The following is a 25,135-nucleotide window of genomic DNA, read 5'->3' as shown; positions in this document are numbered from 1 at the left end:
CAAAAGGGACCGGATCAGGATGGGCTTCAGGCGAAGCCGATCACGACCTAGCGCGTAAACGTGGCCTGGCCGGACATCAGCGCGGTGGCGGCGGCAGGCGTCGCCGGCTGCGTCTCAGGCGCAATGCGGCCTTTGCGGACCTGCACCTTGCCGCCGGGCATGGCGAGCTGGGTGCCAACGATCACCACCTGATCCGCGGGATCCAGCCCGGCCCGCACGACGCGCAGGCCATCGACAACCGGCCCAAGCTCGATCGGCTTGGCGGCGACGGTGCCATCCTTGCCGACGACGAGCAGCGTCTTGCGCGCCTGATCGGTCTGCACGGCGGTGTCCGGCACCAACAGCGCGCGAGTGGCAGAGCCGGTGGAGAGCCGCATATTGCCGAACATGCCGGGCGTCAGGAACAGATCGGGATTGGGCAGCACGGCGCGGGCGCGAATGGTGCCCGAGCGCGGATCCAGGCCGTTATCGGTAAAGTCGAGCTTGCCCTTCCAGCGATAGGCATTCTCGTCCTGCAGCTTGATCTCGACCGGGGTGGCATCGGCATCGGCATCGCGCTTAGTCTTGAGGAACAGCGCCTCCGACCCCTCGAAGGTGAAGTAGATCGGATCGAGCGCGTTGATGGTGGTGAGCAACGTGCCGGATGCGCCCTCTCCCGATGAGGCGAGGTTGCCGGGGTCGATCCGCCGATCCGAGATGCGGCCGCCAATGGGCGCGCGTACGGTGGTGAACTCTAGGTCCAGCGCGCGGCTGCGGGCACGGGCCTGCGCACCGGCCAGCGCAGCCGATGCTGCCGAGACGCGGGCGCGGAGCCGGTCGACTTCGCTCTTGGAAACGGCTTCTACCGCCACCAGCCGTTCGGCGCGCTCAAGATCGCTGCGGGCCAGCGCGAGATCGCTCTGGGCCGTGGCGACACCAGCGCGCGCCTCGGCCAGCGCAGCCTGGAAGGGGCGCGGATCGATGGTGAAGAGCGGCTGGCCAGCGCGGACCATCTGCCCGTCCGTGAAATGCACGGCCGTGATCTGGCCGGAAATGCGCGGACGCACCTCGACCGCACGGCTCGGCTCGAACCGGCCGACATAATCGTCCCACAGCATGATCTCGCGTGCGAGCGGCGCAGAGACGGTGACGGTGGGTGCCGCCATCGCGGCCTGGGCCGGGGGCGACGGGCGCATCAGCGCATAGCCCCCGGCAATGGCGAGCACCGGCAGCGCCACCCAGGCGGCGCGGGTCAGCGAGCGGCGCCGCGTGGCGCCGGCCTCGATGGGCGTGGCTTCCGCCGGGCTGAGTTTCTTGAGCATGTTCATGCGCGGTTCCTCCGCTTGATCGACAGACGCAGGGCGCCGATGTGGCGGAGCAGCGTCTCATATTGATGGGTCGTATAGCCGGCCTCGTAAAAGCGACCGAGCTCGGACGGGGCGATGTTGTAGCCATGGTGCCAGCTCAGCACCGCGATGCGCCGCAGCGCTTCGAGGCGCGCGCTCGCCAGCGGCATGGCCCGGCGGAAGCCGAAAACGAGGCGCAGCAGGCGGCCCAGGCGGCTCTCCTCGCGCAGCGAAGACAACCCGTCTTCCCGCGCAAGGCGGACAATCGTCCACTCGACCGGAAGGAGGTGGCCATCCTGCACCTGAAGGCTTGCAGCCTCCGATGCAGTGACACCCGGGACCATCGCCCGTGCCCCGCCATCTCTCAGATCCAGATATGCCATCACCGTGTCTCCTCCTGCTTCCCCGGCAGGCACGACGGGGCAGCCCCGGACAGCCAGTGCTGCCGGGCGCGCGCATCGCGGATGCCAGGGACCGATCCGGGAAAGACGGTGCGCGACCGGCGCGTCCGTCCCGAAACCAGAACCTATGAAATTGCTGTCAAATCAAGTCGGGCAAGCAGAACGCGCCCGGCCAAGCCGCACGCACCCCCATGCCTTCTGTACTGACTGGTATATTAATCGGATATTCAGGCGTCAACCCGGTTTTTTGTACCGACCGATATTTTATTTTGCAGCGCGCAAAATCGGTCTTGGGTCCCCAGGCGCTTCAGCGGCTAGGCCACATCCCCATAGTCGTCTCGGCAACGCGCTCCAGCTCCTCCCGTGTGGTGCCGGAGCCGGCCAAAACCGCCATGCCCTGCAAAACGGCGATGAGATATTTCGTGATCGCTTCCGCATCGGCGGGCCCGACAAACTCGCCCTCGTCGATGGCGCGCTGCATCCGGGCCACCAATGCCCGCTTCACGGTCTCGCCGCGCTTGAGCACTTCCTCACGGATCGATTGCGCTTCCGCGCCACAGGCGGTGACGCTGATCACGCTGAGGCAGCCGGTGGGCTGGCCATTGCCGGCAATCGTGGAGAGCGCGCCATCGAGCAGATGCTGCGCCACACCGCGCGCGGTGGGCATATCCAGCGCCGGACCGATATAGGCCAGCTTTTCCCGCTCGTAGAGATCGAGCGCCTGGCGGAACAAGGCCTCCTTGTTGCCGAACGCGGCATAGAGACTCGGGCGGGTGATCCCCATCGCGTCCGTCAGTTCGCTGAGCGACGCGCCCTCATAACCCTTGGTCCAAAACACACGCAACGCGGCCGCAAGCGCCTGCTCGCAGCAGAATTCGCGGGGCCGACCCCTGATGGCGGTCTGTTCCATATCGGGCGGTATAGAATTCCTCGCCGGGCTTGTCGAGTCCGGTGCGACGAAGGGAGCCAGGACGGTCCCGCTCGAGCGGCACGTTCTCCCAGGCATGATAAAAGTTAAGTTCAGACTCTTTTCCATGAACCTTTTCCAGAGCTTGACATTTTAAGCGCAGGATCACTCCGATCCCGATAATGGCAAAGCGGTGGTAACGCCGTGACGCAAAGCTTCCGGCCTTGGGTTCAAGGTAGCGGGGTTGCCGAAGGAGCCGAGGTCGGAGCTGTGTGTGCGTGTCTACGCCTCGCTCTGGCTATGATCGCTCCACACCGCTCCGCGCCACATTCGCTCGCCATCGGATAGCTCCCGTCTCCAGCCCGGCTGCAAGCCTGACAGGAGATGACGCAATGGCTCAGGTTCTTTCCACGACAACATTCCGATCCAACAGAACGTCACGACTACGCCGGGCCATGCCCGCCATAGCTGCCTGCTCTGCGCTGGCCATGCTGCTGAGCGCTTGCGAGACTAGCGGTTATTCCCGCTACGCCAATGTCGGCTCGCCGGCGCCCGGGTCGGGTGGCGGCAGCGATGGCGGCAGCAACAATGGCGGGGGCGGGACTGACACCGGCGGTGGAAACACTGGCGGTGGGAACACGGGCGGTGGAAATACTGGCGGCGGGAATACCGGCGGCGGCGGTTCGGCCGATGGCGGCGGTAGCACCGGCGGCGGTCTGGCTGGGGGCGTCGTCACGCAGGTCTCCCCGGTTCTGGCGACGGCCGGCAATGCCGTGCTCGGCGTGGCGGATGGCCAGCAAGGCGTGACCACCCCCATCGCCGCTGCCTTGCCAGTCACGCAGCCCGTGACCGGCACGATCACGCGGGTGCTGCAGGATACCGGGACGGTGCTGGTCGATGCCGGCGAGGGCCGCACGCTGCTGCTGCAGGGCGCGCAAGGCGTGGTCGGCGATGTGGTGTCCATCGATGTTGGCGGTCGCACCGTGACCAACGGTCTTGATGGCACAGCGGGCGCGATCGGCGTTGGCGTGCTTGGCGACACCCAGCCGACGGGTACGCTCGCATCCGCCGGCGTGCTGAACGCAGGCAATACCGCGCTGGCCACCGTGAACGGCATCGCCGATGTACGGGTGACCAACATTACGGCACCCACCGGCGGCATTTCCGACAACCTGCTGAACGTCGCGCTCGGCGGCAATCAGCTGCTGGGGAGCGGCGATCCGGCGCTGGTCAACGCCAATGTCCTCCCGAACGGCGCGTCCCTGCCCGGCGGGGGCACGGGGGCCGTGGGCGGCGTGCTCGGCGCCGTGAGTTCGACCGTCGGGTCTGTCGGCGGCGCCGTGGGCGTGGGCGGTGACGTGTCAGGCGGCGGCGTGCTTGGCGGTGGAACAGCCACGGGCGGCGACGTAAATGGCGGCGTGCTCGGCACGGTCGGTGCCACGGTCGGCTCGGTCGGCGGTGCGCTAGGCGTTGGCGGCAGCGTCGAAGCCGGTGCAGGCGCAGGGGCCGGCACGACGACCAATGGCGGCTTGCTGGCGCCGGTAACCGGCACGCTGAACACGGTCGGCACTTCTTTGGGACTGGGCCGCTAAACAGCCACCCCGCCTCAAGTCGCCAACCTCGGCGCAACCTTCCCTCCGGTGCGCGGCGGGCGGTCTCAAGACCCGCCGCGCACTCACCGCTCCCATTCCGAAAGGTCCATATGGTCGCGCTCCTGCCTGCAGCCATTGCGCTGATCGCCATCGCCCAGCCCACGGGCAGCGGCCTGACACCGCCCCTCATCGATCAAAGCCAGCCCGGCCCCACCCCGGTACTGCCCGCACAGGAGCGGCCGCCTGCGGATGATCCGACAGGCCAAGTCGCCGTCGAGGCGCAGGCCACCGCCGCGCCGATCCGCAGCGTGACCTTTTCCGGCGTCGACGCGCCGGCGCCGGTCGCCGAAGCTGCCCGGGCCTTCGTCGGCCAGCCGGCCACGCGTGAGACTCTGGGCGCCCTCGCCAAGAGGATTTCCGATGCCTATGCCAAGACCGGCATCGCGCTCTATACGGTCGCCATTCCGCAGCAGGATCTGGCCGAGGGCCATGTCCGCGTACTGCTGGCCGAGGGGTTTATCGAGGATATCGCTTATCCCAAGGGCGCCTCGCCGCTCATCCAGGCCTATGCAGCCCCGCTGGCGCGCGAGCACCCGCTCAGCCGCCGCACGCTGGAACGCAGCCTCTCGCTGATGCGCGACATTCCCGGGGCGAAGATCGACGCCAATATGTTGCGCGGCGCGCAGGCCGGCGGCGTTCGCCTCGCGATTACGCCGGAGCGGGAGTATAGCGATTTCTCCTTCGGCTTCGATAACCGCACCCAGAGCGGGCTGGGCAGCGGCCAGTGGCGCGCATCGGCCAAATTCTACAGCCTGCTGCGCGATGGCGACCGCAGCGACCTGACCCTTCTCGGCGCCGCCGATTTGAAGCGCTATCGCTATGCCGGGTTCAGCCACCAGACGCCGCTCGGCACGGACGGCCTCACTCTCGGCCTCTCGGCCTCCTGGCTGGATACGCGGCTGCAGGCGCCCGCGATCGTTGGCGAGGCGCAGACGCTCGGGCTCAGCCTCTCCTACCCCGTCATTCGCGGATATAAACGCAATCTCACCGTCAGCGCCGGCATCGACGGGCTGAACAGCGATGCGGCCTATCTCGGATCGGTCATTTCCTCCGACCGCATCCGGGCCGTGCGCGCGGCCGCCGGCTACTCGATCATGGCGGACAAGAGCGCCTTGAGCCTTGCCATCACCGGCAGCCGAGGCCTCGATATGCTCGGCGCGCGCGGGGTGCCGGGCTTTACCGATATCGACTTCACCAAGATTGCCGGGCGCGCCAATTATGATCGGATGATCGGCAAGCGCCTTGTTGGACGGCTGCGGCTGAGCGGCCAGTATAGCGGCGACCGGCTCGGCGGCAACGAGCGCTTCTCGGTGGGCGGGCCGGAGATTGGGCGGGCATTCGAGACGGCCCTTCTGAGCGGCGACAAGGGCATGGCCGGTCTGTTCGAACTGGCCCTGCGTCCCAAGCTGCCCACGCGCCTGCAGGGGTCGGAAGTCTATGGCTTTGTCGACGGCGCCCGCGTGCGTCTCAACGCCCGCACCGGCCTCCCGGCAGCCAGCTATTCCATGGCCTCGGCCGGCGGTGGGCTGCGCCTCAACTATACCACCCGCGCCTCGCTCTCGCTGGAAGCCGCGCGCGTCATCGAGGCGCCCTTTCCCAACGCCGGGGACGGCTGGCGCTTCAACATCGGCTGGTTCCTGAAATTGCGGCGATAAGCGAACGCGCCGCTCCCGCTTTTTTTGCCTTGGCATTCGCAGGCGGGTTCCGGCACAAGCGTGCAGACAAAATCAATCTGACGAGCGGCATGAACGCTCGCGGGGGAGGATGATGTGCACGTTCCGGCGCTCGACCTGGCTTTCCACGTTCGCCTCGATTTCGGCGAAGGGCCGCGCACGCGGTTCCAGCCGGCCTTGCAAAGCTACACGCGCGGCTTCGTCGCGCTCGCCGGCGGGGTGGTGAGCGGCCCGCGTCTTTCCGGCCATGTCGTGCCCTATTCGGGCGGGGACTGGCCCCGGCTCTGGTCCAGCGGCCTTGTCGAATTCGAGGCGCATTACATGCTGGAAGCCGATGACGGCGCCATGATCTACATCCACAATCGCGGCATCGCCTATGCCAATCCGGAGATGACGGCACGGATCGAGGCCGGCGAGCAGGTCGACCCCCAGGACAATTATTGCCGCATCACACCGCGCTTCGAGGCGCCGGAAGGGCGGCACGGCTGGCTCAACCGCACCGTCTTCGTCGGCATTGCCGAGCGGCGGGGCAATTCGACCTTCTTCGATTATTATGCGGTGACCTGAAGCATGACCACCCGCCTTTCCGCCGACGATCAGTTCGGCATCCGCGATGCCATCGCGCATTATGCCTGGGCACTGGATACCGGCAATGTCGAAGCTTTCGTGGGCTGCTTCACCCGCGACGGTCTGCTGATCTGGGATGCGTTCGAGACGCCGCTGCGCTGGCAGGGCGCCGACGCCATCCGCCATTTCGCGACCTTCATTCGCGATCAGCCCGCTTCGGCGGGGCGGCAGCATCATGTCACCAACATCATCGTCACGCCCTGCGAAGGCGGCGCGCGGGCGATCTCCTATGGCGCCGTGGCCCTGCGCCAGGGCGATGGCCCGCACGCCCTGCACGTGATGGGCTATTATGAGGACATCTTCCGGCAGGAGGATGGCGTGTGGCGCATGGCGCAGCGCACGATCCGCGACTGGTCAGGCCCGATCCTCGCGGGCTTTGCGGGGCAGACGGGTGCGCGGGAAGGTCGGCCGCTGCCACCCCCGCTCAAGGGCCTGCTGTACGACAGGCAGGATTGAAGCAATTCAGGCAGGCGGACCAAACGAGATGGATGAATTCGACTATATCGTGGTGGGCGCGGGATCGGCCGGGTGCGTGGTCGCATCGCGGCTGAGCGAAGACCCCGGCACGTCGGTTCTGCTGCTGGAAGCAGGCGGCAGCGACAAGCGGCTGGACATCGCCATGCCGCTCGCCTTCCTCAAGACCATCGCCGACCCCAAATTGAGCTGGGGCGACATGGGCGAGCCGGAGCCGCATCTCAATGGCCGGCGGATCTGGATTCCGCGCGGCAAGGTGCTCGGCGGCTCCTCCTCGATCAACGGCATGTTCTACATGCGCGGCCACCCCAATGATTTCGACACCTGGGCGCAAATGGGCGCGCGCGGCTGGAGCTATGACGATGTGCTGCCCTATTTCCGGCGCATGGAGGATAGCTGGCGGGGCGAAAGCGCCTATCATGGCGTGGGCGGCCCGCTGCACGTCGCGCCGATCCAGACCGGGCATCTGCTCCACGAGCCGCTGCGGCAGGCGACGCTGGCGGCCGGCTATCCGGCGACCGACGACATCAATGGCGCGGATGCGGAAGGCCCCGCACTGGGCGAGGTCACCATCGACAAGCGCGGGCGACGGGCCAGCGCTGCGGCAGCCTATATCCGCCCTGCCCTTGGCCGCGAGAACCTGGATGTGCGGCTGAAGGCGCTCGCCCACCGCATCCTGTTCGACGGCAATCGGGCGGTCGGCATCGAATATTCGGTGGACGGCCAGACCCGCCAGGTGCGCGCGCGCCGCGAGATCATTCTGAGCGGCGGCGTTTATAACAGCCCTCAGCTGCTTCTGCTCTCCGGCGTGGGGCCAGCCGCACAGCTTGCCGAGATGGGCATTGCGGTGAAGGCCGATGTGCCCGGCGTCGGCCGCAACATCTCCGAACATCCCTGCTGCATGATGGAGTTCGCGGCGACCAAGCCGGTCACCTTCGTCAAGGAACTGCGGCTCGACCGGGCCGCGCGCCATTTTGTCCAGTGGCTGATGCTCGGCACCGGCAAGTTCGCGACGCAGCTCAACAGTTGCAACGTCATCATCCGCACTGACCCCGCGCTGGCGCAGCCGGACATTCAGCTGATGTGCAATCCGGTGACCTTCGGCGCGCGGCTTTGGATGCCGCCCTTCCGCCCCGCACCGGCGCACAAGCTGGCCTGCGGCGTGGTGGTGCTCAACCAGCGCAGCCGCGGCTGGATGACGCTCCGCTCCACCGACCCGAACGACCGCCCGGCGATCACCCTCAACCTGATGGACGACCGCTGGGACATGCAGACCATGATCCGCGGCATCCGCGAGGCCCGCCGCATCTACCGCACCGCCCCGCAAGCCGCGCTCACCGGCACCGAACTGCTGCCGGGCGAGCAGGTGCAGAGCGATGACGAGATGGAAGACTGGGTGCGCCAGGTGGTCGAGATCGGCCAGCACGCCGTCGGCTCCTGCACCATGGGCACCGGGCCGGACGCCGTGGTCGACCCCGCGCTGCGCGTGAAGGGCGTCACCGGCCTGCGCGTCATCGACGCGTCGGTCATGCCGACCGTGCCCGGCGCCAACACCAATGCGACCGTGATCATGATCGGCGAGAAAGGCGCCGATCTGGTGAAGGCGGGCTAGAGCCGTCCCCGTCCCCGGCTTGCCTCAGCGCGCCCGCTTGGTGCGCGGCTCCTTCCACTGCACGCCGTAGAGGTCGAAGCGGCGGTCGCGCAGGTTCTGCACGGCGCCGCTCTGCCGGCTGGTCAGCAGGTCATCCAGCGAGAGGTCGGCAATGGCGATCGTCTCGGTATTGGGCGCGGTGTCGGCGGCCACGCCATCGCGCGCGAAGGGGAAGTCCGAGGGCGTCAGGATCGCGCTCTCGGCATAGTGAATGTCCATATTCTCGACGTTCGGCAGATTGCCGACAACGCCGGACGTCACGACATAGCACTGGTTCTCCACCGCCCGCGCCTGACAGCAATAGCGCACGCGCAGATAGCCCCGCCGCTCATCGGTGCAAAAAGGCACGAACAGCAGCAGCGCGCCCTGATTGACGAGGTGCCGCGCCAGCTCCGGGAATTCGGAATCATAACAGATCATCACACCGATCGGCCCGCAATCGGTGGGAATGGCATCGGCGCCGAAGCCGCCCTTGATGTTCCACCAGCGCCGCTCGGATGGCGTGGGGTGCAGCTTCTCCTGCGTGTACATCGCCCCATCGCGCAGGAAGACATAGCTGATGTTGCGGATATCGCCATTCTCGACCCGCGTGGGGTGGGAGCCGCCGATGATGTTGATATTGTAGCTGACCGCCAGCTTCTCCATGAACGCGCAATAACGCTCGGTATATTCCGCGATCTTGCCGATGGCCTCGCTGGGCGCCAGCTTGGCGCGCGAGATGGAGAGCAGTTCCAGCGTGTAGAGCTCGGGAAACACCACGAAGTCGGCGCGGTAATCCGCCGCGACGTCGACGAAATACTCCACCTGCTCCTCGAACTGCTCGATCCGCGTGATGCCGCGCATCTGGAACTGCACCGTGGCAACCCGCACCGATGACGGCAGCTTGAGGGTGCCATGGTGGGCGCGCCCTGTCCCCTCCTCGGGCGCCAGCGGATTGGGCCAGAACATGAGTACGGCATTGCCGGCGCTGTCCCGGTCGCCCGGCAGATAATCCGGCAGGATGCCCTTGGCCTGGAAGCCCTGCCCCAGCTGGAAATTGATCACCGGATCGCGCAGCTTGCGCTCGATCGCGGCATCGAGATAGGCCTGCGGATCGGGATAATCCCGGCGCCGCCGCGCATAGCCCGGCAGGCGGCCGCCAAAGGCGATGCCCTTCAGCTCGAAATATTGGCACAGTTCCTGCCGCTTACGATAGAAGCGCTGGCCGATACGCAGACGCCGGAAATCGGGATCGACGCAGACTTCCATGCCGTACAAAACGTCCCCTTCCGGGTCATGGCGCGTACCGAAGCCATCGCCGGTGATCTCGCCCCAGCTGTGCGGCGCGAAGGCAATCTCCTGCGAGACGATGAGCGTGGCGCAGTGGCCGACGATGGTGCCCTCATAATCGGCGACGAATTGCCCTTCGGGGAAGTTATTGATCTGGCCGCGAATTTGCGCGGCGGTCATGGCCTCGGCCTTGCCATAGACCTTGGTGGAGAGCCGGGCGATCGCGCGCGCATCCTTGGCGAGCGCGGGACGGACGATGAGCTTTGCCTGTGTATGAGCCATGCAGGCGATATAGCGCGATCGCGCCCAGCGTCCATGTTCGTGCAGTCCGGCTGCCCCCACATCGTCTTGCACCCCGACAATCGGACGACTAGCCACGCCCTGTACGCAAGGGCATTCTGGGCGGTTTTCGGGAACCGCTCGGTCCTGAAGCGTTTATCATGCTGGCTTCAAAGTCGCGGACGGCTGGAGCGGGCAACCACAGGGAATGCGACCTTGGCGATAGAATCGGGCGATCACAACGACTTCGCGGCTGAAAACGGGGATACCGCCGCTTCGGACGACAATCAGGGCACTGAAGCAGCCGAAGGCCGGGTGACCGTGCGCGGCAAGGATCACTGGCGTGAGCGTACCATCACCGCGCCGGGCCTGAGCGAACGGGGCAACGTGTTTTTCGCCGCGATCGAAATGACGCGGATGCCGATGATCCTCACCGATCCCAATCTGCCGGACAATCCCATCGTCTTTGCCAACAAGGCGTTTCTGGACCTCACGCTTTACGAAGAGAGCGAAATCATCGGGCGCAACTGCCGGTTCCTGCAAGGCGCCGAGACGGACCGCGAGCGGATCGCCGAGCTGCGCGATGCCGTGGCGCGGCACGAGTCCATCGCGCTCGAAATCCTCAACTACCGGCGCGACGGCACGCCGTTCTGGAACGCGGTGTTCATCGGCCCGGTCTATGACGTCTCCGGCAAGCTGCTCTACTTTTTCGCCAGCCAGCTGGACGTCACCAAGCGGCGCGAAACCGAGCAGGTGCTGCGCCAGGCGCAGAAGATGGAAGCGATCGGGCAACTGACCGCTGGCCTTGCCCATGACTTCAACAATCTGCTGCAGGTCATCGGCGGCAGCCTGGAACTGGCCTCGAACCGCATCGACGACGAGCGGGCCGGGCGGCATATCGAGAATGCCCAGCACGCCGCCGCGCGCGGCGCCAAGCTAACCGGACAGCTGCTCGCTTTCGCCCGCAAGACGCGCCTCACGCCCCGATCAGTGGACGTGAGCGATTGCGTGCAGAGCTTCGTGCAGGTGCTGGAGAGCGCGCTCGGCAGCGATATCGAGCTGCACCTCAGCCTGCGGCGGGGCTTGCCGCGCATCCATGTGGATCCCGACCAGTTCGAGATGGCGGTGCTCAACATCGTGATGAACGCCAAGGACGCGATGCGCGACGCCGGCGGGCTGGTGACCATCACGACCGGCAAGCTGCATCTCAATGGCGATGCCGCCGCCCGCCAGCTTCCGCCCGGCGACTATATCAGCCTTGAGGTGACGGATGAGGGGGAAGGCATGCCCGCCCATGTCGCCCAGCGCGCGACGGAGCCCTTCTTCACCACCAAGCCCACCGGCCAGGGCACGGGCCTCGGCCTCGCCATGGCCAGCGGCTTCCTGCAGCAGTCGCGGGGCCGGCTGGAAATTGAAAGCGAACAGGGCGTCGGCAGTACGATCCGCCTGCTTTTCCCGGTCTCCGTGCAGAATGACGAGGATGACCGCGCCGGCAACCCCGCCCCCATCACCGCGGCCGCGCCCGCCGATGGCCCCTCCGGCAAGGCCCATATTCTGGTGGTGGAAGACAGCCCTGAAGTCATGGCTCTGTCCCGCGAGATCCTCGAAAGCGCTGGCTATCGCGTCTCGACCGCCATCTCCGGCGATGAGGGTCTCAAGGCGCTGCAGACCCTGATGGAGGCAGACCCCGTCGATCTTCTCTTCACCGATCTCGTCATGCCCGGCAGCCTGAATGGCATTTTGCTGGCTGAGGAAGCCGTGAAGCTGGCGCCCGGCATCGCGATCCTTATGACCACCGGCTATAATGAGCAGCTCGTCTCCGATGGCCCGCAGACCATATCGCAAGATGTGATCGGCAAGCCCTATCGCCCGGCCGAACTGCTCAACAGGGTCGAGCAGGCGCTCAAGAACCGGCCCACCGCCGGCGATGCCCGCCGGCACCGCTCCGATTACGGCCACGCGGAAGCCTGATCGCGCAGGCCGGCTGACCAGGGCGCGGGCGTGAGACGATCTATTCTCACGCACGGCCCATGAACGCCACCGAGCATCTGGCGTTTCCTAAAAAGGTGAGATATAGGCGCGCCAGCCATCCCCGCAGCGCGCTGCATCAAGGGGTTCGCGCCGTGCGGGCGTGGTGGAATTGGTAGACGCAGCGGACTCAAAATCCGCCATCCGCAAGGATTTGTCGGTTCGAGTCCGACCGCCCGCACCAGATAGTCCGTAATTCCCCGAGATTCGTGAGCGGTGGTATGGCCATAGCAAAACTGGTGCAGAACTGCGCCGTTTTGGCGCTCTCATTCCGCCAGTTGAGGTCTGCAGACCAAGCACGCGGGCACCGTCAGCCATTTCTGCCCCTTTATCTCAGTGGTCACTTTCCAGACCTCACTGCGGGTCAACGCTGCGCGGCATCGAACAAAAAACGGCCGGAGGACATCCGGCCGACGCTTTCCCTAGATGGGTGACGGAAGTTACCTGCAGCCGAGCAAAGCCCGCTGCTCACTCCAGCTGATCGGCAGATCGATGCTGACCTTTGGTCGTGAGCGAAACCGGCTGGATGCCCTCGATGCATTGCGCCACAATGTCAGGCGCAAGCGTCGCGATCCGCATCAACTGCGCGGACCGCTTGCGGCACTTGCCCTGCGCATCAGCAAGCGATGCCAGACTGTGCTCGGGGGCGCCGAGCAGCGCTTGATGCAGCGCTCGCGCTTCTGCGATCAGTGCGACGAGTGGCTTGTTGATCGTATCCGCTGACCGATCCTGCGAGTCGCTGACGATCATACGGACATCCTTGCCTTGCCGGATGCGGATCGCGCGGCTGGCCAGTTGCACCGGACGGTCATGGGCAAGCTGATCCAGACCCAGGAGGGCCAGCAGCTTGTTACGGTGGAGTGTGAGAGTGATGCTCTCCTCTGCCATGTCGATCCGACCGAGGAGCATCGTCAGCATCGCCGGACGCTTTGATGCCTTGTGCAGATCGGCTGCAACCTGGGATGCTCTGGTCAGCGCACCTATGGCACGTTGGGCGCCGACGAACTCGACGAGAGCCCGATGATCCGTGAGCCAGCCCTTCGGGCGATCCGTGCCGATGCGCTCGATCTCCGGCGCGCTGACCCGCCATGGTTTTTCGCTGCTGCCGATGAGCGTATTGGGATGGGTTACATAATAACGATAGCGCTTGCCCGCCTTGGCCGTGTGGCTGGGCGACATCTTTCGGCCTTCCCCATCGTGGATCAGGCCGGTGAGCAAGCTGCGCCTGGGAGACCGCTTGGCCGGGGGGGGGTGCGTCCCTGTTCCAGCTGACGCTGAACCGCATCCCAAAGTACCTCATCGACGATCGCTTCTTGCTGGCCGTCATAGATCGTGCCCTCATGCACGACCTTGCCGCGATAGATGGCACTGCCAAGCAGGTGAGAGAGCGCGCCGCGGCTGAACGCGATGCCGCCCCGGCCGTGAAGCTGCCTGGTGCGATAGCCATCCCGCAACAACTCTTCGACCAGGGCCTGCAGGGAGCCCAGCGCAAGGTAGCGGGTCATGATATGGCGGACCTGGCTCGCCTCGGCCTGGTTGATGACCAGCGCCCTGTCCTTCACATCATAGCCAAGCGGGGGGTTACCGCCCATGCACATGCCCTTCTTCTTCGAGGCGGCGATCTTGTCGCGGATGCGCTCACCAGTCACCTCGCGCTCGAACTGGGCAAAGGAGAGCAGCACATTGAGGGTGAGCCGCCCCATGCTGCTGGTGGTGTTGAACGCCTGCGTGACTGAGACGAAGCTGGCGCCCCGGGCATCGAGGATCTCGACGATGCGGGCAAAGTCCGAGAGGGCTCTGGTCAAGCGGTCAACCTTGTAGACCACGATCACGTCGATCTTCCCGGCTTCCACATCTGCCAGCAGCCCGACATCATCATTCCAAATGATCCGGAGCTGCCCCTCACAGCCTAGCGTGTCACCTCGATCTTACTGTTGGCCGAGGCGGTGGGCTCCCCTGTTTCAGCAAATAAATGGCTGGTCTTAGGAAGCGCGGTCTGGTGTCTTAACGGCCGGTATAAGGGCGAATCTTGCTTGGCCTCTGAGATTCACACTAACAGCAGGTTTTGCCGCGAGCGGTCATTCATCCTGGCTGATGGGAACGACCGACACTGGTCGCCAGGTGCCCTGCTGAATTCATCCCCTCAATAGGTCGAGCATTCTCCAGATGGCGATTCTGGCCATTGGAGAATGATCATGGAGATGCCTGAAACAGAACCCAACACCAAGCATCGGACCTAGAATGCAGGAAGGACAGTCGGCGTGAAGGCGTGCCCTGAAGCCGAAACAAATTTGGGAGATTCGCTTCTACCTCGATCAGCGACGCCGGTTATGAGATCGAGCGCTGTTCGATCTAGCGATCGAACAGCAAACTCCGCGGCTGCGATCAGGTGCAAATGAAGATTTGGCGACCTAGTCAGCAGCGGGCAGATCCGAACGCGGGCCATTGTAAGGCAGCAGAAAACAGGCAAGGCGCGCTGGAACGACTACGTTCCGCGGCGTCACCTGCCCCTCGACAACACGAACGGGATGCGCAGCACCGTGCGCAGATCGGTGGCATCTTCGGTCGCCCCCATCTCGACGGACCAGTTCAGCGTCGTGCGGTCCGTCGCGCGGTAGCTTACGCCGAACAGCAGGCGGCCGATCTGGAGATCGCGCGCCGTCTGCACCTGCGGGTCGCCCCAGTCCATCGTGGGCATCAGCAGGCGCTGCGTGGTGCGCGTGCCGAAGGACCAGCTGTGCGCATAACCCAGGTTGAACGAGGTGCGTTGGTTCAATGATACGCCGATCCCCATGCTGACGGAGATCGCGTCTCCCGGCTTCACATAGGTGATACGCACCGGCGGGATGACCGTGTCGACCCCGTGACCGAAATTGCGGGTGTAACCAATGGAGCCGAACAGGACGGCTGGGTCACTGGGCAGAATTGCGGTCAGGCTCGGCGTCACGCCCCAAAAGCCGGACCCCGTGGCGGCGCGGGTCGCGCGGCCCAGCGTATCCCGAGAGATGTCGAAGGGGTCGGTGCCGGTGGGCACCACAACCTGCAAATTGCCGATCAGGAACGGCCAGCCGCCCCGCGCAGAGCTCAGCTGATAGCGCGCCGACAACTCAAGGTCGCCAATCCCCCGGCCACTGGTGCTGCTATCGATGGTCGCCGCATCGGGATCGCCCGTCGTGCCCTGAATCGGGGCCAGCACCGACTTGTCATTGCGATAGACGAACGGAAGACGGGCGCCGATCTCGACATTGCCGAGGAGCCCATAACGCAGGCCGGCGGATGCCGTGAGCACGTCCTGCCGGCTCTCGTTGATGTCGAACACGCCAACGAGCACGGACTCCACCACTTCGATGCCGCGGAAAAGCGCACGGTTGCGGTCGGCCCGCGCATAATCGAGCTGAAGCTCGGCGGTGAGCTGACCGCGCCGGGTCACGACGCTGCCTTGCTCTCCCAGCACCGCGACCTCGGGCGGGCGATCGATATCGGGTGGCGCTTCCCCCACGGGGCCAGCCGGGGCCTGGGGCGCACCATTGGGCGCGCGCGGCGGCGGGACAGCGTTGCTGGCGGACTGAACAGTTTGCGGCGGATTTGCTGCCGATGGCGCCGCCGTTGCGCCACTTGGTTGCGCATCCATGGCAAGGCGCTGCTCCAGCGCACGAATGCGCGCCTCCTGCGCTTCCAACTGCTGTTGCTGCCGGGCGATGAGGCTGAGCGCCTGCTTCAGTTCGGGGCTAGCATTGCTCGACTGTGGCAGCGCGGTGCCCGTTGGCTGGGCCCATGCCGGTGATGCAGCCAGTGCGCCGCCAAGCATTGCCACTCCCCCCAGGAGCCGACCTATTCTGGTCATTTGTGTCCTTCCTTCAACGAATAAGATCCCGCGTCGCGTCAAGCGCCATGCTGTCGATCCTCGGCATGGCCGAGCCGACGGTCGCGGGCGTGGCGTTCATCAGATCGAGGTTGATCGTCGTGCTGGTCTCGATCGCACGGTTGTTACCGCTGTTGAGGAGCACACTGCCCAAGGCCTGCCCAAACACGTGGCTGACCTCCAGATCCTGCTTCGACAAGGTCACCTTGAAACCGCTGCCTAGCCGGTCGAGCCCGACCGTGCCGTTCTGGGTCTGCGCGCGATCGCCCGGGCCTAGCGGGAGTGGTGTCGATCCATCGGGGCTGAGGCCGATCTCCGCCTGCTCGCCCGTACTCACGGTGACGGCGCCGACGCTCGGACGATAGCTCCGCTCGACGAGCGAGACACCGCTCTCGCGGTCGAAACTGACCCAGACATCACCCGGGTTGCCCGCGTGTTGCGAGGGGCCGCTGGTGCCTGGCGCATCGGGCTGCCTTGTCGACTGTGGCGCGTAGATGGCAAGGCGCGGCGCGCCCTGATCGACGGTGAAGACACTGCGCAGGAGCAATTGCCCGTCGACGCTCGTATCGGTCTGTACGGCCATGGCGACTTCCACACCGTTGGGGAGGAGGAATTTGCCGCGGCTTTCGGCCAGAACATCCTCCGGCACCGGCTCGTGTCCCTCGACCGGCGGTTGCGCGAAGACGGGGTTGCAGAGGACAACTGCTGCAACGGCCGAGATGAGATGGCGGTTCATGGCTAGAAGTCCCTCATGAAGGGCGCAGTCAAAGCCAGTGCTTGCTGGCTGAGCGGCTGAACGAATGCGGCGCCGACCGGTGCGCGGGAGAAGGCCGCCCACTGCCGATCCCCATTAAAGGCGCTGCGCCCCACCGCAGTATCCTCGCCGATCACGAAATAAATGCCGTTCCAAGCGCGCTGGAACGCGGGTCGCGACATGGTGCGCAGACCGAGCGCCGGATCTCCGATCAGCAGCTCCTCCGCGCTGATGCCTTTGACCACGACGAAATGGCGATAGCCGTTCGCCTCGATCAACGCGATGCCGGGCACGCCTGCCGCAGCGACTTGGTCGAGCGAGACCTTGTATCCGTCCGCGCTGAGGCCGGCATTGGCAAGGTAGCGCTTCATGTCGAGCAACGAAAAGCCGAGCCGGGTAATCTGCGCGCGGTCTCCCACGCGCCACATGCCGTTGAACACGTCGGCTTCCGCCCTGCTCCGGCGATAATGATAAGTCAGCAACGTGGCGAGGGCAGCCGAACCGCAACTGAAATCATATTGCTGCCGAACGACCGTTAAAAATCGCCGGTCCTCGAACGATGTGACAGGCGTCGCGACATCGCCAAGACCCGCCGCTCCGAGTTGGAACGTTGGCCCTCCGCTCACCTGCGCACTGCAGCCGGAGAGCAGCATGAGTGCGGCAAGGAGCATGCGCGCCATTATTGTGCGGGCAGCAGGGCGATGTTGACGTTCATCGAAGCATTGATCGCGACGTTGTTGCCGGAATTGGCATTGATGATCGACAGGCCGGAAAGGTTCTGGAATGCGTTCCCATCGATAGCCACCGCCCCGGTCACGGAATTGCCGCTCACGCTGCTGTCCGATACGGCGGCAACATGCTCGGACTGGGCGATCTGGTTGAGATCCGCGCGGCCTGTCACCTGCTCGAGCGTGGCGACGTCGACGGGCGGCGCCGCGCCCTCAAATGGCGGTTGCGCAAGGGCAGCCGAGGCAAAACTGCCCGACAAGGTCACAAGCCATGCCCGGCGGAATAGAAATCGGTTCATGCATCCTCTCCCTTTATGATGTGAAAAGACTGGCCGGCGGTGGAGATCGCCGGCCAGTTGGAGAGGCTTAGCGAAGCGTGATGTCGCCCGCGGAGACCGCCACGCTCACCGACGCGTTCTGCGATGCGCCAACGCCGGTGTTCTGGTTGACCGCCTGCATGCCAGCAAAGTTCTGGAATGCGCTGCCACCCGTGCGGATGCTGTTATCAGCCACCGGGGACTCGCCGCCACGACCGTCGAAGCTGACGCTCACGCCCGTGACATAGCTTGAGAGGTTGGCGCTGGCGACCAGGGCGCTGTCACCGAAGACGGAATCCGACTTGGCGGAACCGGCTGCGGTATCACCGCCGCTGAAGGCCCAGCTGTGATCGGAATTGTCCGAATTGTCTTCCCAGCTGTTGTTGCTGGCCACGGTGTTGGTCGAGCTGTCATCCTGAGAGGACATGTCGCGGCTGTCGGTTGCCGTGCCGCCATTGTTGGCCGCAACCTGCGCGCCCGAAGCGGAGCTGTTGTCCGACATGTCGTGCGTGGACGAGTCATTGCCGCTGTCGGCCGTGTTCACCGAATTATTGGACATGTCGTTGCCGCTATCGGCGACGCTGTTGTCCGTGGACGTGTTCGTGGTGGTGTTCGACGTCCAGGCGCTGTTGCCGCTGTCGCTCGTGCTGGTGTTACCGCTGTCGGCGGTGTTCACCGAGTTGTTCGACATATCATTGCCGCTGTCGGAGACAGTGAGGCTGTTGTCGGACATGTCATTGCCACTGTCGGCAATATCGACGCTATTGTCGGTGTTGGTCGTGGCGTTGGACGTCCAGGCCGAGTTGCCGCTGTCGCTCGTCGTGGTTGTGGTGTTACCACTGTCAGCGGTGTTCACCGAGTTATTCGACATGTCGTTGCCGCTGTCTGCCACATCGACGCTGTTGTCGGTGTTGGTGGTGGCATTGGAGGTCCATGCCGAATTACCACTGTCGCTGGTGGTGGTGGTGGTGGCGCTGTTGCCACTGTCCGCCACACTGTTGTCCGTGTTCGTGGTGGTGTTGGCCGTCCAGGCAGAATTGCCGCTGTCGGACGTCATCGTGTTGCCGCTGTCGGCGGTGTTGACCGAGTTGTTCGACATATCGTTACCACTGTCGGCAACGCTGTTATCCGTGTTGGTGGCCACGTTCGTGGACGTGTTTGCGGTCCAGGCGCTGTTGCCGCTGTCGCTGGTGGTGGTGGTGGATTCGGCCATCCAGCTGTTGTTGCCGCTATCGCTGACGGTGTTGCCGTCCTGCGCCAGCGCGGGCGATGCCGCGATAAGCGCGGCGGCCGAGGCCGTGATCAGTAGAGTTTTCATCGATTGTCGTCCTTTCAGGGTTCCCACGCCGCCCTCGGGGCTTTCCCCGATCGACGCATCGACTCCGCCTCCGCGGAGACCCACCCTGAATAGGTTAACAGCGAATTAACCTTCACCCCCACCAAACTATCTCTTCCCCCCTCATAGCGCTGTATGAGTAACCCTCATTTGGGGGTGAATGTGATAATTGTGAAGACGACCGAAATCCTAACAATAGTTATAGGGGAATCTGTATGTAAATCAGAGCGTCGAGAAATGACCCAATGATGTTCGGGCAATACTCGATAACATCACTCTGATAAGATCAGATTGCCGGTTTGTGGCCGTTTTTCCGAAGATTTGTTTCAAATAACTTCGGGCGGTTGCTTCCGCTATTTTCATCTTGGCCGCAGCATCACTCAGCGCGAGGCCGCAAACCAGATGTTGGACCAGCTGACCCTCGGTCTTGGTGAGCCGATAGGCGTCGCAACAGCGCTGGAGCGCCAGGGTTACGTCCGTGTCCGAATCATAAATGCACAGGACGAAAGAAGGATCCGCGGAAATTTCCGGGCGCGTGAATGTCGGCGATAAAAGGGCCATGAGAGGCCGGCGATAATTCTTCCGGCTCAGGCTGATCAGCACCGCTTCGCCATCGTGCGACGCATGGTCCATGGCCGCGTGCAGCTTCGTGGTCTCGCCGCGATTGACGGCAACAAGGGAATAGCGCGACTTGTGCACCACATCCCGCTTCTGAAACATCAGCGTGGCGACGGCATTCTCGCCGATCACCGCTCCATGGCCGTCAAGAATGATAATCGCCACGTCGCTCAGGTCGAGCGCCGACTTATAGGCGATCAAAGCCCGTTGCTGGCTTCGCGCATGCAGCCAGAGACGAAAATAGCCCGCCAGCACGGGCTGCAGCTTCTTGGCCATCTGCTCGGCGGCGAGCCGCTGGACCACGTTGGCATGACGGTAAAGCGCCGTGAGGATCAGGCGCAGCCCATCATGTTGTGCCACGGCCAAGGTCATCGCACGCTTCGCTTCCTCGACCTGCGTCAGTTCGTGCCAAGCAACACGCGCACCTTGACCGGTATAATGAAGCGCGTCGGTATCTTGACATGCGATCGCAACCGCCAAGTGCGGATCGGAGAGCAAGGCGCGGTTGGGGCTCACTCGCGCAAGCAGCTCTGGGCTATTATCGTCGCGATGAAGGGAAAGAACCGCCTCATCCGCAAAGACGCGACCGGCGAACTTGCTCAGTATCCAGTCCAGATCGTCTGCAACCCGGTCAGATTGTCCGTCCTGATCGATCGGGCGCCCACCGTCCGGCTCTGCAAATATGCGGTCTGCGGCCACCTCGGTCTTCGATATCGTGACCATTCCTCCCCCTCAACCCACCATGGTATGGCATGCGCGTTAACCACAATGCGTGGGGGGCTGATTTGGCTCCGCTATCGCGGGATTGAGACTGCCCCGATTTGGTACATATCTGAAATTTGAGGATTTCATGCCGGCAATACCCATCAATAACCGATCATCCGGTAATGGGGACGCTACAATTCTGGCGAAACGACATTTACGTTATTAATGAACGGCCGCTTCTGAACTCCAGCATTTGTAAGCTAAATGTTTGCTAAGTTGGCGACTGCGGCCAGCAGTGCCCCGATGGCGTGAGATTTTGACCGCTCACCATCAGCGCAGTTGGCTATCCTTACTGTCGCGCCGGTTGATGCAGGAAAAAGCCCGGTGCTTGTCGCGGCCAGACTGGCAGGCCACGCATGTCCGGGCACCGGGCAGAGCTTCGCGGCGTGCCTGCGGGATTAGCTATCCACATTCCTCACAATCGGCGCGACCAGAACCTGCCGGCATACGAGCACGCTCTGGTGCCAGCGCATCTTTCACGCTGTCTTCGATTTGGTCCTCAACAGCGCCCTCGAGTGCCCAGCCATTGGCCATGCGTACTCGTTCCTGCGCAATTGGAGGTTGAGGGACCGTTATTGGAATGCAGCGGCCTCATTTCATCCTCGCAGCGTCTTCGAACAGACCTCCCCTGGTGCTCAGCTGTCTCACAATGCCATTATAGGCAGCGTGCAATCCCTGATTGCGCGCAATCTCATGGTCGGATCCTCCCACTTCATAAAGCGCCCAGCCATCCGTCCGGGCAGCGCTCGCGCAGCACCCACAGCGCGAGCGCGACCCCACGGGTCTCTACCTTGCCCGTCGCGGCCGTTGCGTCACGCAAAACATTCAGCGCGCGCTCGATCGTCCTCATATTGTGGGATGCATCCGCAATGGAAACCCTGGATAAAATGCGTTCGATGTCTTCCTGACTCTCGGCCGTGCCGAAAGGAGGCGAGCCTGCGCCGGTCCGCTCTAGAACCTTAAACGATTTGCACCGACAATAGACCGACCCGCCGTACCTCGCAGAACTTAGTCCCCTTATCACGCTCCCAACCTGCTGGATGCGGAAACAAGACATTCTAATAAGAGGTATGGCGACTTGCGAAAACGACGGGCGGCGGGAAGCGACGTCAGCACCCGTCGAAGGTCTTTTTCGATCAATCGGTATGGCCACCCAGCGTCTCGGCGAACCAGTCAGCAATATAATCGCGCCCGTAAGACATATTGTCAGCGCCGACATGCTCGACCCCGCCTTCGCGCTCGGTGAAGATCTTGAGTTCGCGCCGGGGGCTGTTGACCAGTTGCGCGTAGCAGTCATGGGCATATTGAACGCTGATCTGCCGGTCATGTGCGCCGTGGGTGACCAGGAAGGGCACGCGCACGCCATCCATGCGGCCATTGAGGTTCATGTCCTCGGATTTAGCGAGGAAATCCTCCATGTCTGTCGCACCGAATGCCCAGAACACATGCGCCCAGTAGTGCGGTACGGGGTTCTCGCCTTCGCGGCGGATGCGCTTGTCCTGCACTTCCCGCCAATTGTGGTTGGCGCCCCAGCAGGCACCGCTGGCGAAGCGCGGCTCGAAGGCGACGGCGCGCGGCGCGAAGTGGCCGCCGAGCGAGATGCCCGTCATGCCGATGCGCTTGGGGTCGGCATCCGGCTGGGTCTCCAGCCAGTCGACCGCTTTCGATGCCCAGTTTTCGCTATGCGGATCGACCGGCAGATTGTGCAGCCGCAGCGCCTCGCCGGTGCCGGGCTGATCGACGCAGAGCGTGGAGACACCGCGTCGGGCCAGCGCCTCGGGCAGGCGCGACCAGTAGAGCAGTTCCTTGCAGCTATCGAGGCCATTGCAGTAGACGACCACCGGCCGCGGCCCCTCGCCGGGCGCCCGCGTGTAGAGCGCCGACATCATGCTGCCATCGCCGAGCGGGATCTCCACCCGTTCGCGGTTGATCTTGCCGAGATCGGTCGACTGGGCGAAGATCGACAGCGCCCGGGCGTAGGTTTCCTCGCGCCCCGGGGAACCATGGCCCTGCATCCGCTCCGCGACGAGCAGGTAGAGCGCAGCCCGCTCCAGCTTCTCGGATGCCGAGATGGCCCGGCCCTTTGCGATGTCCTCATCGGCAAGGCTGACCAGCGTATCCGCCACGCGTACCCATTGCGCCATGAACTGCGGCGTACCGGCGTCAGCGCCGCTGGCGGCGGCATCCTTGATCGGCTGGCACATATCCACGATTTCGCCGATGCGCCCGCCGCTCTCCAGCGCGATGGCGACCGAGAGGTTCCAGATGTAATTGGGGAAATATTCGAACAACGCCACCGATCAGGCCTCCACTGCCACGAACAGGCCGGGATTGGCCTCCGGATGGGGCATGGTCTGCGGACCGCCGACGCCGATCCCCCACTGATCCATCACGCGCGGCGCGGGCACATGGACTTTGGGCTCATGCGTTTCGAAGTCCACGTCTTCCAGTTCAGCCGTATATTCAACCGCGAAGCCCGAGGGCGTGACAAAGTAGGAGAAGGTATTGTCGCCGGCCGTATGGCGCCCCGGCCCCCAGCGAATATCGGTCTTGTTCTGCTTGAGGCGGCTGATGCCCGCCATCATGCCGTCGACATCGGTCATGTCGTAAGCAACGTGATTGAGGCAGGGCGGCCCAGGCAGCAGCGCGATGCGGTGATGCGCGCTGTTGCAGCGCAGGAAGCACATGAAGTCGCCAAGCCAGTCGGAAACCTTGAAGCCCAGCACATCGCAGAAGAAGCGCACGGCCGCCTGATGATCCGGCGAATGCAGCACGATGTGGCTGATCTTGACCGGCAGGCCTTCCCAGCGCGTGATCTCGCGCGCCTCGCCACGCGCGACATCGGACGAGACCTCTATCAGCAGGCCATCGGGCGTGAAGAAGCGGAAGCCATAGCCGCCGCCGGGCGTGGTCAAATCCTGCGGCTCGCTCACCAGCTTGGCCGCCGAGGCCCGCACCCTTTCGCACAGCGCATCGACATCGGCGCGGCTGTCGGCAGCCAGGGCGATCACATCGACACGGTTCTCTTCGCTCGGCCGCAGGCGGACGACATGATGCTCGTCATGCCCCTGCGTCTTGAACCACGCCATGCCATCGTCGCTGGGCACGCGCTCAAGGCCCCATTGGCCCTCATAGAAGCTGGACTCGGTGGCAAAATCGGTGACGCCATAGCCGACATAGCGAATTTCAGTGACGCGGCTCATCTTCAGTTCCTTTCAAATCGGCTCGGCCGTGCGCGCGAACATTTCGGCGGTGGCCTTGGCGTTGTCGACGGGCGGGCCTTTTCCGATCTGGCCCATGCAAATGGCTAGGCTGGCGCGCACGATGTAGGCACAGCGCTCGAAGCGGCGATCATGATAAGCCGCGAACGCTTCTTCGACGGAGGCGTGACGGGCCAGTTCCTCGGCGAGCACGATACTGTCTTCGATCGCCATGCCGGCGCCCTGCCCCAAATGCGGCGTGGTGGCGTGGACGGCGTCGCCGATCAGCACCACCCGCCCCTTGCTCCACGGGCCTTCGACCAGCATGCCTTCCAGCGGACGATAGACGACCTCCTCGTCATCGACGATCTGCTCGGCCAGCGCCTGCAAGGCCGGGGCGCAGCCGGCGAGCTTGGCGCGCATCGCTGCAGCCAGGCCCTCGCGCGGATACCAGGGATTGCCCGGCTCCGGCGTGGTGACATACAGATACATGAGGTCCGGGCTGATCGGCACGAGACCGGCGCCAATCGGCCCGTTATAGACCTGCAGCGCATCGAGATCGGCCGGGCGCGGGAGATTATAGCGCCACACGGCCTGCCCTGTGAACTGCGGCTTTTCCGCGTCCGGCAGGATCATCTCACGCGTCTTGGAAAAGACGCCATCCGCGCCGATCACCAGATCGAAACGGCCTGCGCTGCCGTCTGAGAACGCCACCTCGACGGCGTCATCCCCGTCGCTGATCGCTTGCGCCGTCACGCCCAGGCGAATCTCGGCGCCGGCGCTTTGTGCCGCAGCGCCCAGCACCTTCTGGAGCTGCCTGCGGCCGACGCCCAGATTGGCGGGATAATCCGGCAGCAGGCGCGGCGATGGCACCCGCGCCACCTGGACGCCGTTGGGCGCGAACACCTCGACGGCATCGAAACCGACGCCGGCCGCGGCATAGTCGTCCAATATGCCCAGCATGTGCGCCGCGCGGAGGACATTGCCCTGCTGGATGATGCCGACCCCATAGACGCTCCAGCTGGGATCACGCTCGATCACCGTTACGGAGAACCCCTGCTTGCGCAGCGCGATGGCCGAGGTCAGGCCACCAATGCCGCCGCCGATGACGAGAATGTTCTGGCTCTGCATGGTCTATGTCCGATGATTATGTTGATGAGAGGGGCGAAGCGCGGATGCAGGCACAGCATGTGCGGCAGCTTTCGACCTCCCTCTCCGCGCGCATGGCAGCCCTGAAGCGGGCCTTGAGCCTGTTCTATCGCCGCGTAG

The 25,135-nt window shown here is 64.3% G+C and carries 22 protein-coding genes, 1 tRNA gene, 2 pseudogenes and 1 riboswitch; of the genes and pseudogenes, 8 read left to right on the top strand and 17 right to left on the bottom strand.

Annotation, left to right across the window (positions count from 1 at the left end):
* Nucleotides 1-47: 47 nt before the first annotated feature.
* The 3 genes from M2341_RS03230 to M2341_RS03220 all read right to left on the bottom strand — a co-directional run bounded on the left by M2341_RS03230 (nucleotide 48) and on the right by M2341_RS03220 (nucleotide 2,636).
* Nucleotides 48-1,307, bottom strand: coding sequence for an efflux RND transporter periplasmic adaptor subunit (locus M2341_RS03230; protein ID WP_413715194.1), 1,260 nt, complete (start codon nucleotides 1,305-1,307; stop codon nucleotides 48-50).
* Complete coding sequence (locus M2341_RS03225; RefSeq protein ID WP_181558624.1) at nucleotides 1,304-1,708, bottom strand: hypothetical protein; 405 nt, start codon at nucleotides 1,706-1,708, stop codon at nucleotides 1,304-1,306. Before M2341_RS03225 ends, M2341_RS03230 begins: the two co-directional genes overlap by 4 nt.
* 325 nt (nucleotides 1,709-2,033) lie before the next feature.
* Complete coding sequence (locus tag M2341_RS03220; RefSeq protein ID WP_264574370.1) at nucleotides 2,034-2,636, bottom strand: TetR/AcrR family transcriptional regulator; 603 nt, start codon at nucleotides 2,634-2,636, stop codon at nucleotides 2,034-2,036.
* 171 nt (nucleotides 2,637-2,807) lie between these two features.
* A riboswitch (cyclic di-GMP riboswitch) is annotated at nucleotides 2,808-2,885 on the top strand.
* 140 nt (nucleotides 2,886-3,025) lie between these two features.
* On the opposite strand from M2341_RS03220, the gene M2341_RS03215 reads away from it, so the two are divergent.
* The 5 genes from M2341_RS03215 to M2341_RS03195 all read left to right on the top strand — a co-directional run bounded on the left by M2341_RS03215 (nucleotide 3,026) and on the right by M2341_RS03195 (nucleotide 8,671).
* Nucleotides 3,026-4,225, top strand: coding sequence for a hypothetical protein (locus M2341_RS03215; RefSeq protein ID WP_264584205.1), 1,200 nt, complete (start codon nucleotides 3,026-3,028; stop codon nucleotides 4,223-4,225).
* A gap of 110 nt (nucleotides 4,226-4,335) precedes the next feature.
* The gene (locus M2341_RS03210) at nucleotides 4,336-5,940 is read left to right on the top strand and encodes a ShlB/FhaC/HecB family hemolysin secretion/activation protein (RefSeq protein ID WP_264584204.1); all 1,605 of its coding nucleotides are present in this window, start codon (nucleotides 4,336-4,338) and stop codon (nucleotides 5,938-5,940) included.
* Between the two features lie 114 nt (nucleotides 5,941-6,054).
* Complete coding sequence (locus M2341_RS03205; protein WP_264584203.1) at nucleotides 6,055-6,525, top strand: DUF3237 family protein; 471 nt, start codon at nucleotides 6,055-6,057, stop codon at nucleotides 6,523-6,525.
* A 3-nt stretch (nucleotides 6,526-6,528) separates the two neighbouring features.
* Nucleotides 6,529-7,041 (top strand): nuclear transport factor 2 family protein, encoded by a 513-nt coding sequence (locus tag M2341_RS03200; RefSeq protein ID WP_181558620.1) that lies wholly within the window; start codon nucleotides 6,529-6,531, stop codon nucleotides 7,039-7,041.
* 28 nt (nucleotides 7,042-7,069) lie between these two features.
* Nucleotides 7,070-8,671: a GMC family oxidoreductase gene (locus tag M2341_RS03195; protein WP_264584202.1), complete on the top strand. Its 1,602-nt coding sequence runs from the start codon at nucleotides 7,070-7,072 to the stop codon at nucleotides 8,669-8,671.
* 24 nt (nucleotides 8,672-8,695) lie between these two features.
* On the opposite strand, the gene M2341_RS03190 is transcribed toward M2341_RS03195, so the two are convergent.
* Nucleotides 8,696-10,261 (bottom strand): carbon-nitrogen hydrolase family protein, encoded by a 1,566-nt coding sequence (locus M2341_RS03190; RefSeq protein ID WP_264574361.1) that lies wholly within the window; start codon nucleotides 10,259-10,261, stop codon nucleotides 8,696-8,698.
* A 213-nt stretch (nucleotides 10,262-10,474) separates the two neighbouring features.
* Here M2341_RS03190 and M2341_RS03185 point away from each other — a divergent pair, with 213 nt between their 5' ends.
* Both M2341_RS03185 and M2341_RS03180 read left to right on the top strand, forming a co-directional pair.
* Nucleotides 10,475-12,229 (top strand): PAS domain-containing protein, encoded by a 1,755-nt coding sequence (locus M2341_RS03185; protein ID WP_264584201.1) that lies wholly within the window; start codon nucleotides 10,475-10,477, stop codon nucleotides 12,227-12,229.
* Nucleotides 12,230-12,383: 154 nt separating this feature from the next.
* Nucleotides 12,384-12,470: transfer RNA gene (locus tag M2341_RS03180), tRNA-Leu, on the top strand.
* A gap of 284 nt (nucleotides 12,471-12,754) precedes the next feature.
* Here the strand turns inward: M2341_RS03180 and M2341_RS03175 are convergent.
* Together M2341_RS03175 and M2341_RS03170 are read right to left on the bottom strand one after the other, a co-directional pair.
* Nucleotides 12,755-13,465: a hypothetical protein gene (locus M2341_RS03175; protein WP_264584200.1), complete on the bottom strand. Its 711-nt coding sequence runs from the start codon at nucleotides 13,463-13,465 to the stop codon at nucleotides 12,755-12,757.
* A 23-nt stretch (nucleotides 13,466-13,488) separates the two neighbouring features.
* The gene (locus M2341_RS03170) at nucleotides 13,489-14,139 is read right to left on the bottom strand and encodes a recombinase family protein (protein ID WP_264584199.1); all 651 of its coding nucleotides are present in this window, start codon (nucleotides 14,137-14,139) and stop codon (nucleotides 13,489-13,491) included.
* Between the two features lie 342 nt (nucleotides 14,140-14,481).
* Between M2341_RS03170 and M2341_RS03165 the strand changes: the two are divergent.
* Nucleotides 14,482-14,757: pseudogene (locus M2341_RS03165) on the top strand (integrase); the annotation flags it as partial.
* Nucleotides 14,758-14,786: 29 nt separating this feature from the next.
* On the opposite strand, the gene M2341_RS03160 reads toward M2341_RS03165, so the two are convergent.
* The 11 genes and pseudogenes from M2341_RS03160 to M2341_RS03110 all read right to left on the bottom strand — a co-directional run bounded on the left by M2341_RS03160 (nucleotide 14,787) and on the right by M2341_RS03110 (nucleotide 24,997).
* Nucleotides 14,787-16,094: a transporter gene (locus M2341_RS03160; protein ID WP_264584198.1), complete on the bottom strand. Its 1,308-nt coding sequence runs from the start codon at nucleotides 16,092-16,094 to the stop codon at nucleotides 14,787-14,789.
* Nucleotides 16,095-16,143: 49 nt separating this feature from the next.
* Nucleotides 16,144-16,884, bottom strand: coding sequence for a hypothetical protein (locus M2341_RS03155; RefSeq protein WP_264584197.1), 741 nt, complete (start codon nucleotides 16,882-16,884; stop codon nucleotides 16,144-16,146).
* 2 nt (nucleotides 16,885-16,886) lie between these two features.
* A complete protein-coding gene (locus tag M2341_RS03150) occupies nucleotides 16,887-17,573 on the bottom strand; it encodes a C39 family peptidase (RefSeq protein ID WP_264584196.1) in 687 nt (228 codons plus the stop codon).
* A gap of 8 nt (nucleotides 17,574-17,581) precedes the next feature.
* A complete protein-coding gene (locus M2341_RS03145) occupies nucleotides 17,582-17,929 on the bottom strand; it encodes a hypothetical protein (RefSeq protein ID WP_264584195.1) in 348 nt (115 codons plus the stop codon).
* 67 nt (nucleotides 17,930-17,996) lie between these two features.
* A complete protein-coding gene (locus tag M2341_RS03140; protein WP_264576803.1) occupies nucleotides 17,997-19,265 on the bottom strand; it encodes a hypothetical protein in 1,269 nt (422 codons plus the stop codon).
* Between the two features lie 240 nt (nucleotides 19,266-19,505).
* Entirely contained in the window at nucleotides 19,506-20,624 is a 1,119-nt protein-coding gene (locus tag M2341_RS03135; RefSeq protein ID WP_264584194.1) for a helix-turn-helix transcriptional regulator, read from the bottom strand.
* 312 nt (nucleotides 20,625-20,936) lie between these two features.
* Nucleotides 20,937-21,200: pseudogene (locus M2341_RS03130) on the bottom strand (DksA/TraR family C4-type zinc finger protein).
* A 178-nt stretch (nucleotides 21,201-21,378) separates the two neighbouring features.
* A complete protein-coding gene (locus M2341_RS03125) occupies nucleotides 21,379-21,516 on the bottom strand; it encodes a hypothetical protein (protein ID WP_264584193.1) in 138 nt (45 codons plus the stop codon).
* Between the two features lie 286 nt (nucleotides 21,517-21,802).
* On the bottom strand, nucleotides 21,803-22,963 hold the full coding sequence (locus M2341_RS03120; RefSeq protein WP_264584192.1) for an alpha/beta hydrolase family protein: 1,161 nt from the start codon (nucleotides 22,961-22,963) through the stop codon (nucleotides 21,803-21,805).
* 3 nt (nucleotides 22,964-22,966) lie between these two features.
* Nucleotides 22,967-23,869, bottom strand: coding sequence for a VOC family protein (locus tag M2341_RS03115; RefSeq protein ID WP_264584191.1), 903 nt, complete (start codon nucleotides 23,867-23,869; stop codon nucleotides 22,967-22,969).
* Nucleotides 23,870-23,881: 12 nt separating this feature from the next.
* Nucleotides 23,882-24,997, bottom strand: a complete 1,116-nt coding sequence (locus M2341_RS03110) for an FAD-dependent oxidoreductase (protein ID WP_264584190.1) — start codon at nucleotides 24,995-24,997, stop codon at nucleotides 23,882-23,884.
* Between the last annotated feature and the right edge of the window lie 138 nt (nucleotides 24,998-25,135).

Origin of the sequence: Sphingobium sp. B7D2B, from assembly GCF_025961895.1 — a bacterium.
Classification (GTDB): Bacteria; Pseudomonadota; Alphaproteobacteria; order Sphingomonadales; family Sphingomonadaceae; genus Sphingobium.
This window is presented reverse-complemented; position numbering and strand designations above follow the sequence as displayed.